The 16110-nt window shown below is 67.3% G+C and carries 18 protein-coding genes; 8 read left to right on the top strand and 10 right to left on the bottom strand.

What is annotated here, in order from left to right; all coding sequences use genetic code 11:
* Nucleotides 1-26: 26 nt before the first annotated feature.
* Both INE98_RS01205 and INE98_RS01200 read right to left on the bottom strand, forming a co-directional pair.
* Nucleotides 27-818, bottom strand: coding sequence for a tyrosine-protein phosphatase (locus INE98_RS01205; RefSeq protein WP_293535944.1), 792 nt, complete (start codon nt 816-818; stop codon nt 27-29).
* Nucleotides 815-1657: a DUF3445 domain-containing protein gene (locus INE98_RS01200; RefSeq protein WP_293535943.1), complete on the bottom strand. Its 843-nt coding sequence runs from the start codon at nt 1655-1657 to the stop codon at nt 815-817. The genes INE98_RS01205 and INE98_RS01200 overlap by 4 nt, the downstream gene beginning before the upstream one ends.
* 112 nt (nt 1658-1769) lie before the next feature.
* On the opposite strand from INE98_RS01200, the gene INE98_RS01195 reads away from it, so the two are divergent.
* On the top strand, nt 1770-2417 hold the full coding sequence (locus INE98_RS01195) for an HAD-IA family hydrolase (protein ID WP_293535942.1): 648 nt from the start codon (nt 1770-1772) through the stop codon (nt 2415-2417).
* Entirely contained in the window at nt 2414-2719 is a 306-nt protein-coding gene (locus INE98_RS01190) for a 4a-hydroxytetrahydrobiopterin dehydratase (RefSeq protein WP_293535941.1), read from the top strand. The genes INE98_RS01195 and INE98_RS01190 overlap by 4 nt, the downstream gene beginning before the upstream one ends.
* A gap of 6 nt (nt 2720-2725) precedes the next feature.
* Here the strand turns inward: INE98_RS01190 and INE98_RS01185 are convergent, their stop codons facing one another.
* Nucleotides 2726-3127, bottom strand: a complete 402-nt coding sequence (locus tag INE98_RS01185) for a hypothetical protein (RefSeq protein WP_293535940.1) — start codon at nt 3125-3127, stop codon at nt 2726-2728.
* A gap of 96 nt (nt 3128-3223) precedes the next feature.
* On the opposite strand from INE98_RS01185, the gene pseB reads away from it, so the two are divergent.
* Together pseB and pseC are read left to right on the top strand one after the other, a co-directional pair.
* Nucleotides 3224-4282 (top strand): UDP-N-acetylglucosamine 4,6-dehydratase (inverting), encoded by a 1059-nt coding sequence (gene pseB, locus INE98_RS01180; RefSeq protein WP_293535939.1) that lies wholly within the window; start codon nt 3224-3226, stop codon nt 4280-4282.
* Between the two features lies 1 nt (nt 4283).
* Nucleotides 4284-5450, top strand: coding sequence for a UDP-4-amino-4,6-dideoxy-N-acetyl-beta-L-altrosamine transaminase (pseC, locus tag INE98_RS01175; protein WP_293535938.1), 1167 nt, complete (start codon nt 4284-4286; stop codon nt 5448-5450).
* A 14-nt stretch (nt 5451-5464) separates the two neighbouring features.
* On the opposite strand, the gene INE98_RS01170 is transcribed toward pseC, so the two are convergent.
* The 3 genes from INE98_RS01170 to INE98_RS01160 form a co-directional block, all read right to left on the bottom strand.
* On the bottom strand, nt 5465-5881 hold the full coding sequence (locus tag INE98_RS01170) for a DUF805 domain-containing protein (protein ID WP_293535937.1): 417 nt from the start codon (nt 5879-5881) through the stop codon (nt 5465-5467).
* Nucleotides 5878-6492 (bottom strand): glutathione S-transferase N-terminal domain-containing protein, encoded by a 615-nt coding sequence (locus INE98_RS01165; RefSeq protein ID WP_293535936.1) that lies wholly within the window; start codon nt 6490-6492, stop codon nt 5878-5880. The genes INE98_RS01170 and INE98_RS01165 overlap by 4 nt, the downstream gene beginning before the upstream one ends.
* An 81-nt stretch (nt 6493-6573) precedes the next feature.
* Nucleotides 6574-7395: a glutamate racemase gene (locus INE98_RS01160; RefSeq protein ID WP_293535935.1), complete on the bottom strand. Its 822-nt coding sequence runs from the start codon at nt 7393-7395 to the stop codon at nt 6574-6576.
* A gap of 125 nt (nt 7396-7520) precedes the next feature.
* Between INE98_RS01160 and INE98_RS01155 the strand changes: the two genes are divergently transcribed.
* From INE98_RS01155 to rimM, 4 genes are all read left to right on the top strand, one after another.
* Nucleotides 7521-9644, top strand: coding sequence for a M3 family metallopeptidase (locus INE98_RS01155; RefSeq protein WP_293535934.1), 2124 nt, complete (start codon nt 7521-7523; stop codon nt 9642-9644).
* A 223-nt stretch (nt 9645-9867) separates the two neighbouring features.
* Nucleotides 9868-11418: a signal recognition particle protein gene (ffh, locus tag INE98_RS01150; protein WP_293535933.1), complete on the top strand. Its 1551-nt coding sequence runs from the start codon at nt 9868-9870 to the stop codon at nt 11416-11418.
* Between the two features lie 17 nt (nt 11419-11435).
* Complete coding sequence (gene rpsP / locus INE98_RS01145) at nt 11436-11921, top strand: 30S ribosomal protein S16 (RefSeq protein ID WP_293535932.1); 486 nt, start codon at nt 11436-11438, stop codon at nt 11919-11921.
* A gap of 47 nt (nt 11922-11968) precedes the next feature.
* A complete protein-coding gene (gene rimM / locus INE98_RS01140; RefSeq protein WP_293535931.1) occupies nt 11969-12472 on the top strand; it encodes a ribosome maturation factor RimM in 504 nt (167 codons plus the stop codon).
* Between the two features lie 6 nt (nt 12473-12478).
* On the opposite strand, the gene tesB is transcribed toward rimM, so the two are convergent.
* The 4 genes from tesB to INE98_RS01120 form a co-directional block, all read right to left on the bottom strand.
* Nucleotides 12479-13345 carry an acyl-CoA thioesterase II gene (tesB, locus tag INE98_RS01135; protein WP_293535930.1) on the bottom strand — a complete coding sequence of 289 codons (867 nt, stop codon included), beginning with the start codon at nt 13343-13345 and terminating at the stop codon, nt 12479-12481.
* A 106-nt stretch (nt 13346-13451) separates the two neighbouring features.
* Nucleotides 13452-13988, bottom strand: coding sequence for an NYN domain-containing protein (locus INE98_RS01130; protein WP_367120151.1), 537 nt, complete (start codon nt 13986-13988; stop codon nt 13452-13454).
* A 181-nt stretch (nt 13989-14169) separates the two neighbouring features.
* Nucleotides 14170-15027: a hypothetical protein gene (locus tag INE98_RS01125; protein WP_293535929.1), complete on the bottom strand. Its 858-nt coding sequence runs from the start codon at nt 15025-15027 to the stop codon at nt 14170-14172.
* Between the two features lie 45 nt (nt 15028-15072).
* Nucleotides 15073-16104: a P63C domain-containing protein gene (locus INE98_RS01120; protein ID WP_293535928.1), complete on the bottom strand. Its 1032-nt coding sequence runs from the start codon at nt 16102-16104 to the stop codon at nt 15073-15075.
* Nucleotides 16105-16110 lie beyond the last annotated feature (6 nt).

Raw genomic sequence — 16110 nt, 5'->3', positions numbered from 1 at the left:
CTGGATTCCGGGGCAGGGGGCGCCGCTCAGACCGGTGGGGTCTCCAGCCAGGTTTCGCGCAGGTGCTCGGCTGCGACCGCGTCGACTCCGAGGTCTGCAAGGTAGGCCTCGACGGAGCCGGCCTGCCGCCGGATGGCGCCGAAAGCCTCCACCAGATAGGACGGGTCCACGCCCAGGAACGCCCGCACGGCCGTCTCCGACGGCCGCCGGCCGAGGCTTGCGGTCATGGATTCGGTGACCTGGTCCAGCCGCGTTTCGATCCGGGCGGCCAGGTTGGTCAGCTCGAAGTCCGCCAGGATGTCTGTTTCTCCCACACCCAGCAGGTTGTGGGTCAGGGCCGCCAGCAGCCCGGTCCGGTCCTTTCCCGCAGTACAGTGGATCAGCACCGGACGGCCCTCGGCGAGGGCCTCGAAATAGCGCCGAAACAGCTCCAGGTGGCGCGGCTCGAAGGGCGCCTTGCGGTAGTAATCCCGGAAGAAGGCCCGAGCGCTCTCCGCCGACAGGTCCGTCTCGCGCAGGAAGGCGACATGCGGCGGTTCAGCCTGATCGCCGGCGTCGCAGTCGATCACGCGCCCGGCAAAGCCTCCGGGCCGACGCGACGGCTGGTTCGCCCGCTCGGTGGGTCGTCTCAGGTCCACCACCGCCGCCAGATCCAGGCCTGCGATCTGCGAGAGGTCTGAGTCGGTGGCGCCGCCGTGGTGGGCCGAGCGCCAGAGCCTGCCGCGCACAATCCTCCGGCCGCCGGGCACGGCGTAGCCGCCGTAATCTCGGAAGTTCTCGACGCCCTCGAGGGGCAGAATCCGGTCTTCTGGGGTCATGGCGCGATATCCTGGACTGGATTTGTGACGATGTCGGGAAGGCTGGCCTGGAGGAAGGCCTCGACACCCCCTGAGACGGCGGACAGTCCCTTATAGCGGCGGAAGTCGGGTGGCGCTTCAGCCCAGGCCCGGGCGAACGCCGCGAGGGCGGAGGGCTGCAGGGCAAGGCTGCGCAGTGGCGTCTTGTGGATGCGAATGGTGAAGAGCACGCCCCCGGTCCGGGGCAGGCGCCTCAGGGTCTGGCGCTCACAGCGCAGGAAGAGCCCCCGGCCTGAGGCTCCGGGCCTCTGGCGCGCCGCCCTCGCCCGCGCAGCGGCGGCATCCGGCGCGTGCAGATCACCAAGCGGGGTGACGGTCCAGTTGCGTCGCTCGACGACAGTGTCAGGCGGCAGGTTATCGAAGATCCTCCGTACACGAAGCAACAGGATGTCGACGAAGCCGGGAACCGGACCGTGCAGTTCCGCGAGCGACCGGCCCAGAGCCTCGTCGGCCGTAAAGAAGGAACCGGCGCAAAGACTGAGGGCCGTGACCGACCAGTCGCCGTCCCGGCGCTCCATGAGAACCAGGTCATCCGGGATCCGGCGTGCAGCCCGCAACAGGGGCGGCAGGTCCGGGCCGGAAATCCGGACGTCCAGGGCGCTGGCGACGAGGCCCGCGGCCTCGGCCTGCCCGGGGCGGGAGCCCACGACCTCCCCCCAGACCCTTCCCGGGACCCGCTTGAGAAGCGCGTCCTTGCGTCTCCAGGGCCGCGCTTCGCCGCCCTCGAGCCAGGCTCCGGGATCGATCCGCCTCAGCCCAATGCCGAAACCCGGCGGCCCGGCCCAGGGCGGATCAGACATCAGGGGATCGAGGCGGGGAGGCATGGCGTGTCGAAGTCTAGCACCCCGACGCCTGTTCCCCTCAAGCCGGAACCATCCTAGTTTCCCGCCGGTCGCAAAGGGAGATTGGGCCATGGGCGTGGAAGCCGTGATCTGGGATTTCGGCGGGGTGTTCACCTCCTCGCCCTTCGAGGCCTTCAACCATTACGAGGCTGAAAAGGGCCTGCCCCGCGACCTGATCCGGACGGTCAACGCGACCAATCCTGACACCAACGCCTGGGCCTTGTTCGAGCGCGCCGAGATCGACGCCGAGGGGTTCGACCGGCTCTTCCACGAGGAAAGCGCGGCCCTCGGTCACCCCGTCCCGGGCCGGGAGGTCCTGCCCCTGCTGTCCGGACATCTCCGCCCGGCCATGGTCGACGCCCTGCTGGCCTGCAAGGCGGTCTTCAAGGTCGGCTGCATCACCAACAACATGGCCTCCAGCCATTCGCCGGGCTCGGATACGCCCATGGTCAGCGCCATGGGGCGGGTCATGCCCCACTTCCACGCCATCATCGAGAGCTCGAAGGCGGGGGTGCGCAAGCCCGACCCTCGGATCTACCTGATGATGTGCGAGCAGCTGCAGGTCGCGCCTGCGGCCTGCATCTACCTCGACGACCTCGGCATCAACTGCAAGCCCGCCGCCGCCCTCGGCATGACGGCCATCAAGGTGGTGAGCGAGGCCCAGGCCCTGGCCGACCTGTCGCGCGCCACAGGCCTCTCCTTCGGGGGCGCGGCATGAGCCGGCCGGTACGTATGGGCGCCATTGACGCCCTCGAGAAGCTGCCTCTCTGGAGCGACCTTCCCGGCGACCGCGACGCCATCTCGCGCACCTTCGTCTTCGCCGACTTCAACGCCGCCTTCGCCTTCATGGCCAGGGTGGCGCTGAAGGCCGAGCGCATGGACCACCATCCGGAATGGGCGAACGTCTGGAACCGGGTGGAGGTGACCCTGACCACGCATGACGCTGGGGGAGTGACGGCCCTGGACGTCGAGATGGCCGCCTTCATGGACGCCGCAGCCGCGGAACTCGGAGCCCGCTGATCTGCGTCAGTTGATCAGGACGTTCATGATCAGCAGCCGGGCGCCCGGCTGTCCTGCGGTCACGTCGACCTGTTTCTGAAGCAGCGGCGTCAGGAGATCCAGGTTGGGGGCGGCCCCGGCAGGGAGGTTGGCGGTATAGGCCGCCAGTCGCTGGGAAAGATCCGACCGCAGGCGTGGGACAAGAAGCTCCACCCGGGCGCGCAGCTTGGGATCCGGGACGTCCAGCCCGCTTTCAATGGACATTACGCCCCGGGTCCGGTTCGAGCGGACGACATTGGCGTTGATCACCGGCAACCGCATGAAGCTGGGAAGGCGGGCGCCGCCGCCGGCCGGCGGCGTAGGAGCAGCAGCCCACGCCTTGGAGACAAGGAGCAGAGGCAGTGCGGCGAGAACCGCGCGTCGGCGCATTCGGGACTGGACCCCGATTATGGTTAGCAATCTCTTTACGCTCCTTCCGTCAATCTCAGACTTCGGCGACACACCGCTTTGTCCCGGAGGCCATCCTTGAACCGATTCAGTACATCCGTGAGCGGGTTGGACAACAGCGTCGTCCTTGTGACCGGCGGAACCGGTTCCTTCGGGCGGCGTTTCATCGACGCTGTCCTGACCCGGGCCAACCCCCGCAAGCTCATCGTGTTCTCCCGGGACGAACTCAAGCAGCATGAAATGCAGGTCGAGATGTCCGCCCGGTTTTCGGCTGAGCAGATGAGCCGGATGCGGTTCTTCCTCGGTGATGTCCGTGACCGGGAACGGCTTACCCTCGCCCTGCGCGGGGTCGAGATCGTGGTCCACGCCGCCGCCCTCAAGCAGGTGCCCGCCGCCGAGTACAACCCCTCGGAGTTCATTCGAACCAATGTCGTCGGCGCGGAGAACGTTGTCTGGGCCGCTCTCGCCAACCGGGTTCGCAAGGTGATTGCACTCTCCACGGACAAGGCCTGCAATCCAGCCAACCTGTATGGGGCCACAAAGCTGGCGTCGGACAAGACCTTCATCGCCGCCAACAATCTTTCCGGGGATATCGGCGCGCGGTTCTCGGTGGTTCGTTACGGGAACGTGGTTGGATCCCGGGGTTCGGTCGCCCCCCTCTTCCAGCGGTTGATCGCCGAGGGTGCGACAGATCTTCCCATCACCGATCCGCGGATGACGCGCTTCTGGATCACCCTGAACCAGGGTGTGGACTTCGTGATCTCGTCCCTCGACATGATGCGGGGTGGCGAGATCTTCGTGCCGAAGATCCCGTCGATGAAGATGACCGATCTCGCCGCCGCCATGGCCCCGGACCTTCCCATACGGGTCATCGGAATCCGGCCGGGGGAGAAGCTGCACGAAATGATGATTTCGGCGGATGACGCCCGCCATGTCATCGACCTGGGGGATCGCTACGCCATTGAGCCCGCCTTCGTGGAGTTCTCCCGGGAGAGCTTCAGCAGGGACTTCCCCTCGGTGGAGGACGGCTTCTCCTACGCCAGCGATACAAACTCGGAGTGGCTGAGCCACGCGGGGCTTTTGCGGCTGCTCAATGACACCGGTGTCGAGGCTACGGCGACGGTGGGCAGGGCCTGAAGTGTCTGGCGCCGCCTTCCTCCCCTACGGCCGGCAGGACATCGATGCGGCGGACATCGCCTCCGTCACCGAGGCGCTCCAGTCCGACTTCCTCACCACCGGCCCCCGGGTCGAGGCCTTCGAGGCGGCGTTCGCGAGCGCCGTCGGCGCGCCCCATGCCGTGGCTTGCGCGAATGGCACCGCCGGTCTTCATCTGGCGATGCTCGCCCTCGGGATTGGCCCGGGAGACTGGGTGATCGCACCCTCCGTGACCTTCCTGGCCACCGCCAACTGCGCCCGGTTCGTCGGCGCCGAGGTCGTCTTCGCCGACGTCGACCCCGACACCGGCCTGATGACCCCAGGGGCTCTGGAAGAGGCCCTGCAGCGCGCGCCCGGCCCGGTCCGCGCCGTCCTGCCGGTCCATCTGAGGGGAGATTCTGCAGACCTTCCAGGTCTTTCCCGGATCGCCCGCAGCGCTGGCGCCGTCCTCGTCGAGGATGCGCCTCATGCGCTGGGCTCGGAGGTCGACTTCGGGGACGGCCCCGAGCGCATCGGGAGCGGCCGCTGGTCGGCGGCGGCGACCTTTTCCTTCCATCCGGTCAAGACCATCGCCACGGGCGAGGGCGGCATGGTCGTGACCGCCGATGAAGCCCTGGCCGCAAGGCTTCGCAGGTTGCGCAGCCACGGCATGGAACGGACAGCGGGCGCCGATCCCTGGCTGTACGAAATGCGGGAGCCCGGATTCAACTACCGGTTGCCGGACATCCTCTGCGCCCTCGGTCAGTCACAGCTGAAACGTCTCCCCGCCTTCGCCGCCAGGCGTCGGGAACTGGCGCATCGTTACGCCTCACGCCTCGCGCCCCTTGCTCCGCACGTCCGGCTGGCGGTCACGCCGCCGTGGAGCCGGCCCGTCCTTCACCTTCTGACGGTCCTGATCGACTTCCAGGGCCTGAACCGGCCGCGCCGGCAGGTGGTTGAGGCCCTGGCCGCGGACGGAATTGGCTCCCAGGTCCATTACATCCCCGTCCACTCCCAGCCCTACTATGTCGGGCGCTATGGTCCGCTCGACCTGCCCGGCGCCGCCGCCTGGTACCGACGCTGCCTCAGCCTGCCTCTCTTCCCGGCCATGGCTGACCTCGACGTGGACCGTGTCGTCCTCTCCCTCGCCCGGGCCCTCGGCCTGGACTGAGGCGGCCGACGGGATCAGCCGCGTGGCGGCGGCGGCCCGTAGCGGTTGACCCCCGGCTCGCCGACCATCAGACCCAGCTCGATCGCGGCCCAGACCAGCACCAGGACGAGGGGAAAGTCGAGAAAGCCCGTCGGCTGCGGCCAGACGCCCACCACCGCCGCGAGGATGACCGCCGCGATCCAGCCGTTGTGACCACGGTCATGCAGACGGCGGGCCAGCAGGCAGGCGCCGATCCAGACCAGCAGAGGCCAGACAAGCCAACCGGTGATCCACTGAAGGGCCCCGGAGGAGACCGCGTCGTAGACCACCGCGACCGCCAGCAGGACCAGGGCCGAGACCAGGAAGCCCCGCCGCCCCAGGCGCCCCTCGGCGCTGAGGAAGCGGGCGGCGAAGGTCTCACGCCCGTCGGAGGGAGGGGCCGGGTCGCTCATGCCATCCGCGCCGGGTCGCTCCGTCCCCAGGCCGGGCGGCGGGTGAAGGCCTCGAAGAAGGCGGCCAGCCGCGGGCGGCCGTCCCGCCAGGGCTCGGCGCCGAAGCGGAAGTCGAGATAGCCGAGGGCGCAGGCTGCGGCGATGTCGCAGATCCGGGCGTCGTCGCCAGCCTTCAGGTCGGTGGCCTCGAAGAGGTCGAGGACCCGGCGAATCTTCTCGCCCTGGCCCCGGCGCCAGTCGGTCCATCGCAGGGGCTCTGGCCGCAGGGCCTCCTCGTACCGCGCCAGCAGGGCCGCATCGAGCAGGCCGTCGGCGGCGGCGTGCAGGGTCTGGACGGTCCAGCGTTCGGGGCCGGACGCCGGACACAGCCGGCGGGCCGTCAGGCTGTCGAGGTAATCTGCGATGACCCGGCTGTCATAGAGGGCCTGGCCCTCGTCCGTCACAAGGACCGGGATCTTGCCCAGGGGATTCAGGACCGACAGGTCGGGATTCTCGGCCACCGGCGAGGCGGCGGCGCTTGAAACCTCGATCCGGTCGGCCAGGCCCAGTTCGGCGGCCGCCAGCCAGACCTTCCGGGCATAGGGCGAGGCAGGGGACAGGAGGAGCTTCATGACCGCATCTTGCCGCGCCCGGCGGCGCGAGGGTAGCGCCAATCGCACGCCTCAGGCCGGGTCGAACCTCAGCGGCGAGCCTCAGAAGGCCTCGGCAAGGTCGTGCTGCAGGCCTGGCGCGCCGGAGGTCAGGAAGACACGCCGCGCCGACTCGCCGCTGGCATACTCGGGGCGGCGCTCAAGGTAGGCGGCCAGGGCTTCGGCCGTGGCGTCAGGCTGGTGGACCAGGGGCGTTCCCGGCTTCAGGGCGTCCCGGAACACTTCCGAAATGATCTCATAGTGGGTGCAGCCGAGGATGGCCCTGTCGGGCGCCCGTCCGATACGCCGGGTGACGGCCTCGACGTGCGAGGCGACCGCAGCCTCAAGAACCGGGCGCGGCGCGCCGGACTCGATCTGCCCGGCGAGTTCGGGGCAGGACTCGACGAAGACCGCCACGTCCTGGCGGCGCTTGTCGATCTCGATCTCATAGACCCGGGAGGCCGCCGTGGCGGGGGTCGCGAAGACGGCCAGGACGTCGAGCTTCTCGACCTTGTCGCCCCTCCGCTCGGCTTCGTGTTCCCAGGGCAGGCCCGTGGCGGCCTCGATGGTGGGCACAATGATGCCCAGCACATTGGTCGGCCGCCCCCGGTCGGCCCTTACCGCCGGCAGCCAGGTCTGCTGCAGGCGACGCAGGGCGATGGCGGACGCCGTGTTGCAGGCCAGGATGACGAGGTCGCAGCCCTCCTCGAAGAGCCGAACGCAGCCGGCCCGGGTCAGGTCGACGATTTCCTCCCCCGACCGGCCGCCGTAGGGGGTGTGGGCCTGGTCCGCCAGGTAGACGAATTCGGCGCGCGGAAAACGCTCCACAAGCCTGCGGTGCACGCTCAGGCCGCCGATCCCGGAATCAAAGACGCCAATCGCCATGCCCCCGACTAGCCCGGCGAACGTCGGGGCGCCAGAGGTCCCCTGCGCACATGACGGAGCTGTCAGGTGACGGCCCGCCCGGATGCGCCTATTTCGGGACAAACGCCTCGCCAGAAGGAGTTCCCATGAAGCGTCGCACCTTTCTCGCCGCCTCAGGCGCCCTCGCCGCCGCCCAAGCCCTGCCGTCCGCCGTCCTGTCCGCGACGCCGGCCAACCCCCTGACCCTGCCCTGGTCGGGTCCTTTCGGGGGCGTGCCGGCCTTCGACAAGGTCCGTGTCGAGGACTTCCGGGGCGCCATAGACCAGGCCCTCGCGGTGGAGCGAGCCGAGATCGACGCGATCGCGCGCAACAAGGCGCCGCCGACCTTCGCCAACACGATCGAGGCGCTCGAGCTCACCGGCCAGATGACCTACCGGGTCCTGACCTATTACTTCATCTGGACCAGCACCCTGGCCTCCCCCGAAGTTCAGAAGGTGGAGGCCGAGGTCGAACCCCTGCTTGCCGCCCACCAGGACGCCATTCTCCAGAACGAGGCCCTCTTCCGTCGGATCGACGAGGTCTACACCCGGGGTTCCCGGGCCGGCCTGACGCCCGAGCAGAGTCGCCTGATGTGGCTCCACCACACACGCTTCGTGCGCGCCGGGGCCCGCCTGACGGGGCCGCAGAAGGCGCGCGTGGCGGCCATCAACCAGGAACTGGCGGGTCTCTTCACCCGGTTCAGCCAGAACCTGCTGGCCGATGAGACCGATTATGTCCTCTACCTGAAGACTGAGGCCGAACTGACCGGACTGCCGGACGACGTGCGGGCCGCCGCCGCCAGCGCCGCCGAAGCCCGGGGCCGCAAGGGTGAGTGGGCCATCCTGAACACCCGCTCCTCCATGGACCCCTTCCTGACCTATTCGGCCCGGCGGGACCTTCGCGAGAAGGTCTGGCGCACCTTCTACAGCCGGGGCGACAACGGCGATGCGAAGGACAACAACGACCTGATCCGCCGGATTCTCAAGCTGAGGGCAGAGCGCGCGAAGCTGCTGGGATACCCGACCCACGCCCACTGGCGACTTGCGGACACCATGGCCGGCGATCCCGACAGGGCCATGGAGCTCATGTCGCGGGTCTGGCCGGCCGCGGTCTCGCGCGTCCGCGAGGAAGTGGCCGAGATGCAGGCCCTGGCCGACGCCGAAAAGCTGGGCGTGAAGATAGAGGCCTGGGACTATCGCTACTACGCAGAGAAGGTGCGGGCGGCGAAGTACGACCTCGATATGAACGAGGTGAAGGGATACATGCAGCTCGACAACCTGCGCGAGGGCATGTTCTGGGTCGCAGGCCAGCTGTTCGGCTTCGCCTTCGAGGAAGTGAAGGGCTTGCCCGTCGCCCACCCGGACATCCGCATCTGGGAGGTCAAGGGCCGCGGCGGCGAGCACGTGGGGCTCTGGTACTTCGATCCCTACGCCCGCCCGGGCAAGCACTCCGGCGCCTGGATGAACGCCTACCGCGACCAGCGGACCCTCGGGGGGCGGGTCACCACCATCGTCTCGAACAACTCCAACTTCGTGAAGGGCGCCCCAGGTGAACCCGTCCTGATCTCCTGGGACGACGCCATCATCCTGTTCCATGAGTTCGGCCACGCCCTACATGGCCTTTGCTCAGCCGTGACCTATCCGTCCCTCTCGGGAACGAACGTCCCGCGCGATTATGTGGAGTTCCCCTCGCAGGTGATCGAGCGCTGGCTTCCCACACCCGAGGTGCTCAATCGCTTTGCCCTGCACCACAGGACCGGAAAGCCCATGCCGGCCGAACTGGCGACGCGGATCCAGAAGGCCTCGACCTTCCGCAAGGGGTTTGACGTGACCGAATATCTGTCCTCGGCCTTCATCGACATGAAGCTGCACCTCGCCGGCGATGCGGAGATTGATCCGCGCGCCTTCGAGAAGGAGGAGCTCGCGAAGCTGGGAATGCCCCGGGAGCTGCCCATGCGCCACCGGACGCCCCAGTTCCAGCATGTCTTCGCCGACGACGGCTACTCAGCGGGTTACTACAGCTACCTGTGGAGCGAAGTGATCGCCATGGACGCCTTCGGCGCCTTCACAGAGGCTGGCGGACCCTACGACCTGGCGGTTGCAAGGCGCCTCCAGGACACCGTCCTGAGCGTCGGCAACACCCTCGACCCGGCCCAGCAGTACCGGAACTTCCGAGGCCGCGATCCGGACGTGAAGGCCTATCTCCGGGACAAGGGCTTCCCCACCGCCTGACGCCGCCACCCCGTGAAGAGCCCCGTTCGGCTTGACTTTCGGGGTTTCCGGGCGCATTTCCGCGCCTCCTCCGGCGCAGTGCGGTTGCGCCCTCCACCGCCACGACCCCTGCCTCTGTGCAGGACGAGGGCGGCGAGGCCCCCCGTCGACGTGATCGTCCACGGGGGTCGACCGCGTTTGGGCCGGGACGCTTTGAACCGCTGAGTCCCGTGCAGAGATCGACATGTTCGACACCCTGACAGACCGCCTTTCGTCCGTCTTCGACCGGCTTTCCGGCCGCGGCGTGCTGTCCGAGAAGGACATCGACGAGGCCCTCAAGGAGGTCCGCACCGCCCTTCTCGACGCCGATGTGGCCCTGCCCGTGGTGCGCGACTTCATCGCCCGGGCGCGTGAGCAGGCCTCGGGCGAGGCGGTCATCCGCTCGGTCCGCCCGGCCGATCAGGTGGTCAAGATCACCTATGACGGCCTTGTGGAGATGCTGGGCGGAGAGGGCGCAGAGGGCCTGAACCTCAGCCTCAACCCGCCCACGGTCATCCTGATGGCCGGCCTCCAGGGCTCGGGCAAGACCACCACCGCCGCCAAGCTGGCCCTGCGCCTGTCCCGCGAGCGCAAGAAGGTCCTGCTGGCTTCCCTCGACACCCGTCGCCCGGCGGCCATGGAGCAGCTGGCGACCCTCGCGGTCCAGGCGGGGGTGGACAGCCTTCCCATCGTCGCCGGCCAGTCGGCGCCGGACATAGCGCGCCGCGCGCTTTCGGCGGCCAGGCTTCAGGGCTTCGACGTCGTCATCCTGGACACCGCGGGCCGCACCACGGTGGACGAGGCCATGATGGCCGAGGCGGCCGAGATCGCCGCCATCGCCCAGCCGCATGAGACCCTGCTGGTGGCCGACAGCCTGACAGGCCAGGACGCGGTGCGCACCGCCCGGGCCTTTCATGAGCGCCTGCCCCTCACCGGCCTGGTCCTGACCCGTGCTGACGGCGACGGTCGCGGCGGCGCGGCCCTGTCCATGCGGGCGGTCACCGGCCTGCCCATCAAGTTCCTCGGCGTCTCCGAGAAGATCGACGGCCTTGACGTCTTCGACGCCGCCCGGGTGGCCGGGCGGATCCTCGGCCAGGGAGACATCGTCGCCCTGGTGGAGAAGGCCGCCCAGGACCTCGATGCGGCCAAGGCCGAGGCCATGGCCCGCCGGCTGGCCAAGGGCCAGTTCGACCTCGACATGATGGCCGACCAGCTGGCGCAGATGAAGCGCATGGGGGGCATGCAGGGGCTGATGGGCCTGCTGCCCGGGGTCCAGAAGGTCAAGAAACAGATCGCCGAAGCCAATATCTCGGACAAGGCCCTGGACCGCCAGGCGGCGATCATCTCTTCGATGACCAAGGCCGAGCGGCGCAAGCCGGATATCCTCCAGGCCTCACGCAAGCGGCGCATCGCCGCCGGCGCAGGGGTCGACGTGGCCGAGGTGAACCGGCTTCTCAAGCAGCATCGCCAGATGGCGGACGCCTTCAAGATGATGAGCCGCGACGGCGGCAAGGGCTTCGCTCGCATGGCCGGCATGCTCGGCGGCGGTGGGGGAATGGACCGGCTCAAGGCCCTCGGCGGCGGCAAGGTCCCCACTGCGGACGCCGCCCAGCTCGAGCAGCTGGCCAAGCTGGCCGAGAAGCTCCCCGGCGGCGGGCTCCCGGGCAATCTCCCCGGCAATCTCCCTGGCGGCGTGAAGCTGCCCGGCCTCGGCGGCGGCCTGCCGCCGGGCTTCAATCCCTTCAAGAAATCCTAGAAAGACAAGGACACCCCATGCTCAGGATTCGTCTCGCCCGCGGCGGCGCCAAGAAGCGCCCCTACTATTCCATCGTCGTCGCCGACAGCCACTCGCCCCGCGACGGCCGGTTCATCGAGAAGGTGGGCGCCTACAACCCCCTCCTCAAGAAGGATGATCCGACCCGCGTGACCCTGAAGGTCGAGCGCATCCGCGAGTGGATCGCCAAGGGCGCCCAGCCCTCTGACCGCGTGGCGCGCTTCCTCGCCGCCGAGGGCCTGGTCGCCTGGCAGGCCGGCTCCAATCCCAAGAAGGGCGAACCGGGCCGCAAGGCCAAGGAGCGCGCCGAAGAGAAGGCCCAGAAGGCGGCTGACCTCGCCGCCGCCGCGGCCGCCGCCGCAGCAGCGCCCGCCCCTGAGCCCGAGCCTGAACCTGCGCCCGTCGACGAAGCGCCCGCCTCTGAGGCCCCGGCCGAAGCCGCCCCCTCGGAGGAGGCTCCGGCCGAGGAAGCCAAGGAAGGCTGATCCCCACGGCCCGGCGTCCTGCGCCGGGCCCTTCAGGGGCGCCTGTGATGTCAGATCGGCTGATCCTCGTGGGACGCATCGCCGGCGCCTTCGGCGTCCGGGGCGAGGTGCGCGTGACCAGTTTCACCGCTGACCCCATGGCCCTGGCCGGCTATCGCGACCTGCGGCGCGCGGACGGTTCGGCGGCGCCGGTCCTGTCTGTGGCCCGGCCGGTCAAGGGCGGCCTGGTCGCCCGGGCGGCGGGCGTGGACACCCGGGAGCAGGCCGAGGCCCTCAGGGGCCTCAAGCTCCACGTCCTCCGGGAGGCCCTGCCTCCGCCTGAAGAGGACGAATTCTACCTGGCGGACCTTGTCGGCCTGAGGGTCGAGACCACGGACGGTCATCTCCTGGGCCTCGTGCGCGGCGTCCAGGACTTCGGCGCCGGCGACCTCCTGGAGGTCAAGCCAGAAGCCGGGGCGTCCTTCTGGCTGCCCTTCACCCGGGAGGTTGTCCCCGAGGTCGATCTGGCGGGCGGACGGATCCTTGCGGTCCCGCCGGCCGAGACGGAATAGCCCGCCTCAATCCTTGCGAAGCCGCAGCAAGCCCTCCTGGGCCACGCTCGCCACCAGCTCGCCCGAGCGGGTGTAGATGGACCCGCGGATGAAGCCGCGCCCGCCCGAGGCGCTGGGGCTGTCCTGGGCGTACAGGTGCCAGTCGTTGAAGTTCACCGGCTTGTGGAACCACATGGCGTGGTCGAGGCTGGCCGACTGGAAGTTGCGTGTCTGCCAGTGCACGCGGTGAGGCCGCATGGCGGTCGACAGGAGGTTCATGTCCGAGGCGTAGGACAGGATCACCTGATGCAGGACCGGATCGTCGCCGATGGGCGCCCGGGCGCGGAACCAAGTCTCGCTCCTGGGTTCGCGTGCGTCGGGGCGGTCGCGGTCGAACAGGCTGGAGCCGTCCACCGGGCGCATCTCGATGGGCCGGGGCCGGGTCGCCCACTTCCGGGCCTCCTCGGGCATCTTCGCGAGGGCGGCCTTCAGGGCCTCGGCCTCGCTGGGCAGGTCGTCCGGGCCCGCCACCTCGGGCATCGGGGCCTGATGCTCGAAACCCTCCTCCGGCGCCTGGAAGGAGGCGGCGAGGTTGAAGATCTGCTTGCCGTTCTGGACGGCGATGACCCGGCGGGTGGTGAAGCTGCCGCCGTCCCGGGACCGGTCCACCTCGAAGATGATCGGCGTGGTCGGGTCGCCCGGCCGGATGAAGTAGCAGTGCAGGGAATGGCAGACCCGGTCCTCGACCGTGCCGTAGGCGGCCAGCAGGGACTGGGCGATGACCTGCCCGCCAAAGATGCGCCCCGGACCCTCGTTCGGCGAGACGCCGCGGAACAGGTTCACCTCCAGGCGCTCAAGCGCCAGGGTGTCGACGAGGTTTTCAGGCTGGGACATGGCTTCGGGATCAATGCTGCAGATGCGAAAGGGCAGGGCATAGAGCCAGAGGGCCTGTCGGGCAAGGCGAGGCGGGCCGTGGTAGTGTCTCAGTTTGAAATGGAGGCTAAGGCCAAGCTACCAGCCGCTCGAAATCTGAGTGCCACAACAGTTCCGGGATAGTGCGCCCGTTGGGCATGCTTACGAGCACGACTTGCAGTCCGGCCTTTCGCACATGCTTCATAGCCGGGACGCAGTCCGTATCGCCTGAAACGAGTATGACGCGGTCAACAGAACGCCGCTCCGAGAAGGTCGCCATGTCGAGGCCAATCCGCATATCGACGCCCTTCTGTTCAAAATCGGGCGCGAAATCGGCGTCGGTTGGCGCGGCGGGAGCAATGGGCATCTTCTTCGGCTTCCAACCGCGGAACTTCAGAACACCGCGGCGGATCGCGAAGAGATTCTTCGCGCCAAGATCGCGGAGCCATTGATCTGACGCCTTGAACTCATGCGGCGCGCCACTCACGGGTAGCTTCACTGTGCCTTCGTAGCGCGCACAGTCGTAATACAGAAAGCGAAGCGGCTCTTCGTCGGCCTCGACGCAGGCGTGAGCTACCTTCTCGATGTAGTCAGGATCGTACTTGTGCTTGGACGCTCGCGCCAATGCGCGAAGGTGTCCGCCGTCAATCAGAACTGCGACTCTGAGCTTGGAAATGGAAAGCCCCCAGACACTGCTGCGCTGGGGGCTCTCTGGATAGGTGCCCGCCTACGGGCGTAGCGGATATGGAAGCAGCATCTAGTGCTGCGTCCGTACTTGTCAATATCTTTCGCGGGTTAAGCGTTCCCTACGGCGCCCGCTTCTCGTACGGCCCACGCTCACCGGGGCTCGGGCGGCGCACTTCGATCTCCTCCGCGATCCGCTCCATGGTCCAAAGGTCCTTCGACACGCCAGCCGCCATCGCCGGCGTGACCTTCAGCGACTTGTGAATCCGCGCGAAATTGTAGTGCAGGAAGAAGAGCCCCAGGGCGTGCAGGTGGTTGTCGATCTTCTTTGGGAAGGCGTCCGTCAGGCGGGTGAACGCCGGTTGCCCATCCGGATCGAAAGGTTGGCGCGCTCGACGTTTGACGTTGAGACGTGCGGGATATCGGGGTTGCCTGTGACCGCGATCTTCCTGGCGCCAAGGCTTTCCGCCGGGCTGTGGCGGCCCGCCGGGGCCGTAGATCTTCACGGGCTGGGCGAAGTCCACATCATCGCCGAACGCACCCTCGACGGCTTCGACGTAAGCGCGATGGCCGTCCGACGTGATCTGGACGCGGTTGGCGAGACGCTCTTTCAGGTCTTCCATGAGCAGCCGCGCGCACGACAGGGTGCGGTCGCCAACGGCGTAGGTCACGATCAGCTTCGTGTCGGCTTCGATGGCCGTCCAGGTCCAAACGTCGCCAGCATCCATTGGCGCGGCCTTGGCCGAACCGGCGTTGCCTTGCTTGCAGTAGTTGAACGACCAGATTTCGTCGCACTGGACCTTGGACGCCTCGACGTTGCGGACCAGCTTGTCATGCAAGTCGATGGCGGTTTCGCCAGCGTCCACCAGTAGCTTCGTCACGGTGTTGATCGACACTTCCGCCACCCGCGAGATCGACCGGAGCGACGAGCCTTCAACCAGCATGTTGAGGATCAGGACGCGCTTCGCGAGGGGCAGCATGTTAATGCCCCTTTTATCTGAACTTATTGCTTGAGTGGCAAGCATTCAGTTGAAATCGAATTCGCGTTGCGGATCGTAAAGTCGCCGCAGATTCGTCTTGAACTCGTGCTTGTTGGCCGAAATTCGCAGTAGGGTCATGATGGTGATCACCTGGCTGCGGAAGTGGTCAAGACCCTGCTGTGGGGTGAGAAACTGATGATGCTTTCGCTTCCGGCGTCCGTTCTCAGATGGGTTGCTTTGATCAAGCGCCGGTAGAACAGGCTTTGGCATGCGCTCATATACGAGCTGGCGGATCAGCTTCCCTGCATACCGCGGGCCTCGGTTCTGAGGCTTTCTCTCCCACCCATAGACGCGATAGATCTCCTTCGTGAATTCATCCGGCACCGCCTGAATCCAGGGCCTATGCTCAGGCAGCAGATATGCCGAAAGGATCTTCTGTAGTTCGTTGGCGTCGCGCCGCTTTTGATATCCTGTGGCTTCGTCAATCAGAGCGATCAGGCCGACCCGCGTAAGGCCGGAAAGTATTACGCGACATCGGTGAGCAATCGCCGCTTGTTGCTTCTGTAACGCACCCTGATTGTCGGCAGCGATCACAGCTTCCGCCAATTCGATCAAGACATCCGACTCAAACCCATGTGCAGTTGTATTGCCGACGCGGAACTTGATTGGATTAGCTATTCTTGCGAGTAAATCATTGGAAACAAAGGCAGAAAGGCGGTTTTGGGCTGCAAAAAGCTCAAGACGATTCATACCCTTGACCATGGCCCCGCCCCTGGCCATTTCTAAGGCGCTCAATACGCCATTTGTCGCGATTACTCTTCTACCGTCATCGAGGACAAAGCAGGCAACCTCGATCCCGCCGATCCGAGCCGGTTTGTCCGGCGATCCCGCGATAGCATTTGCGCTCGCGTCACCCCATCGGGCCTTGGCCGCATCGCGCGCGATGCGAGAACGCTCCTGAGCTGACAGGGACCTCGACCGCGCCTCGCCGCCGAGTTTCTGTGGGGAATTAGTCATGTTCGCCTCATGCTTGCTGCATGAAGTCGGGTACTGCTTGCTGCGATTCTCAGCAAGCATAATCTC

This window comes from Phenylobacterium sp. (genome assembly GCF_020253645.1).
Classification (GTDB): Bacteria; Pseudomonadota; Alphaproteobacteria; order Caulobacterales; family Caulobacteraceae; genus Phenylobacterium.
This window is presented reverse-complemented; position numbering and strand designations above follow the sequence as displayed.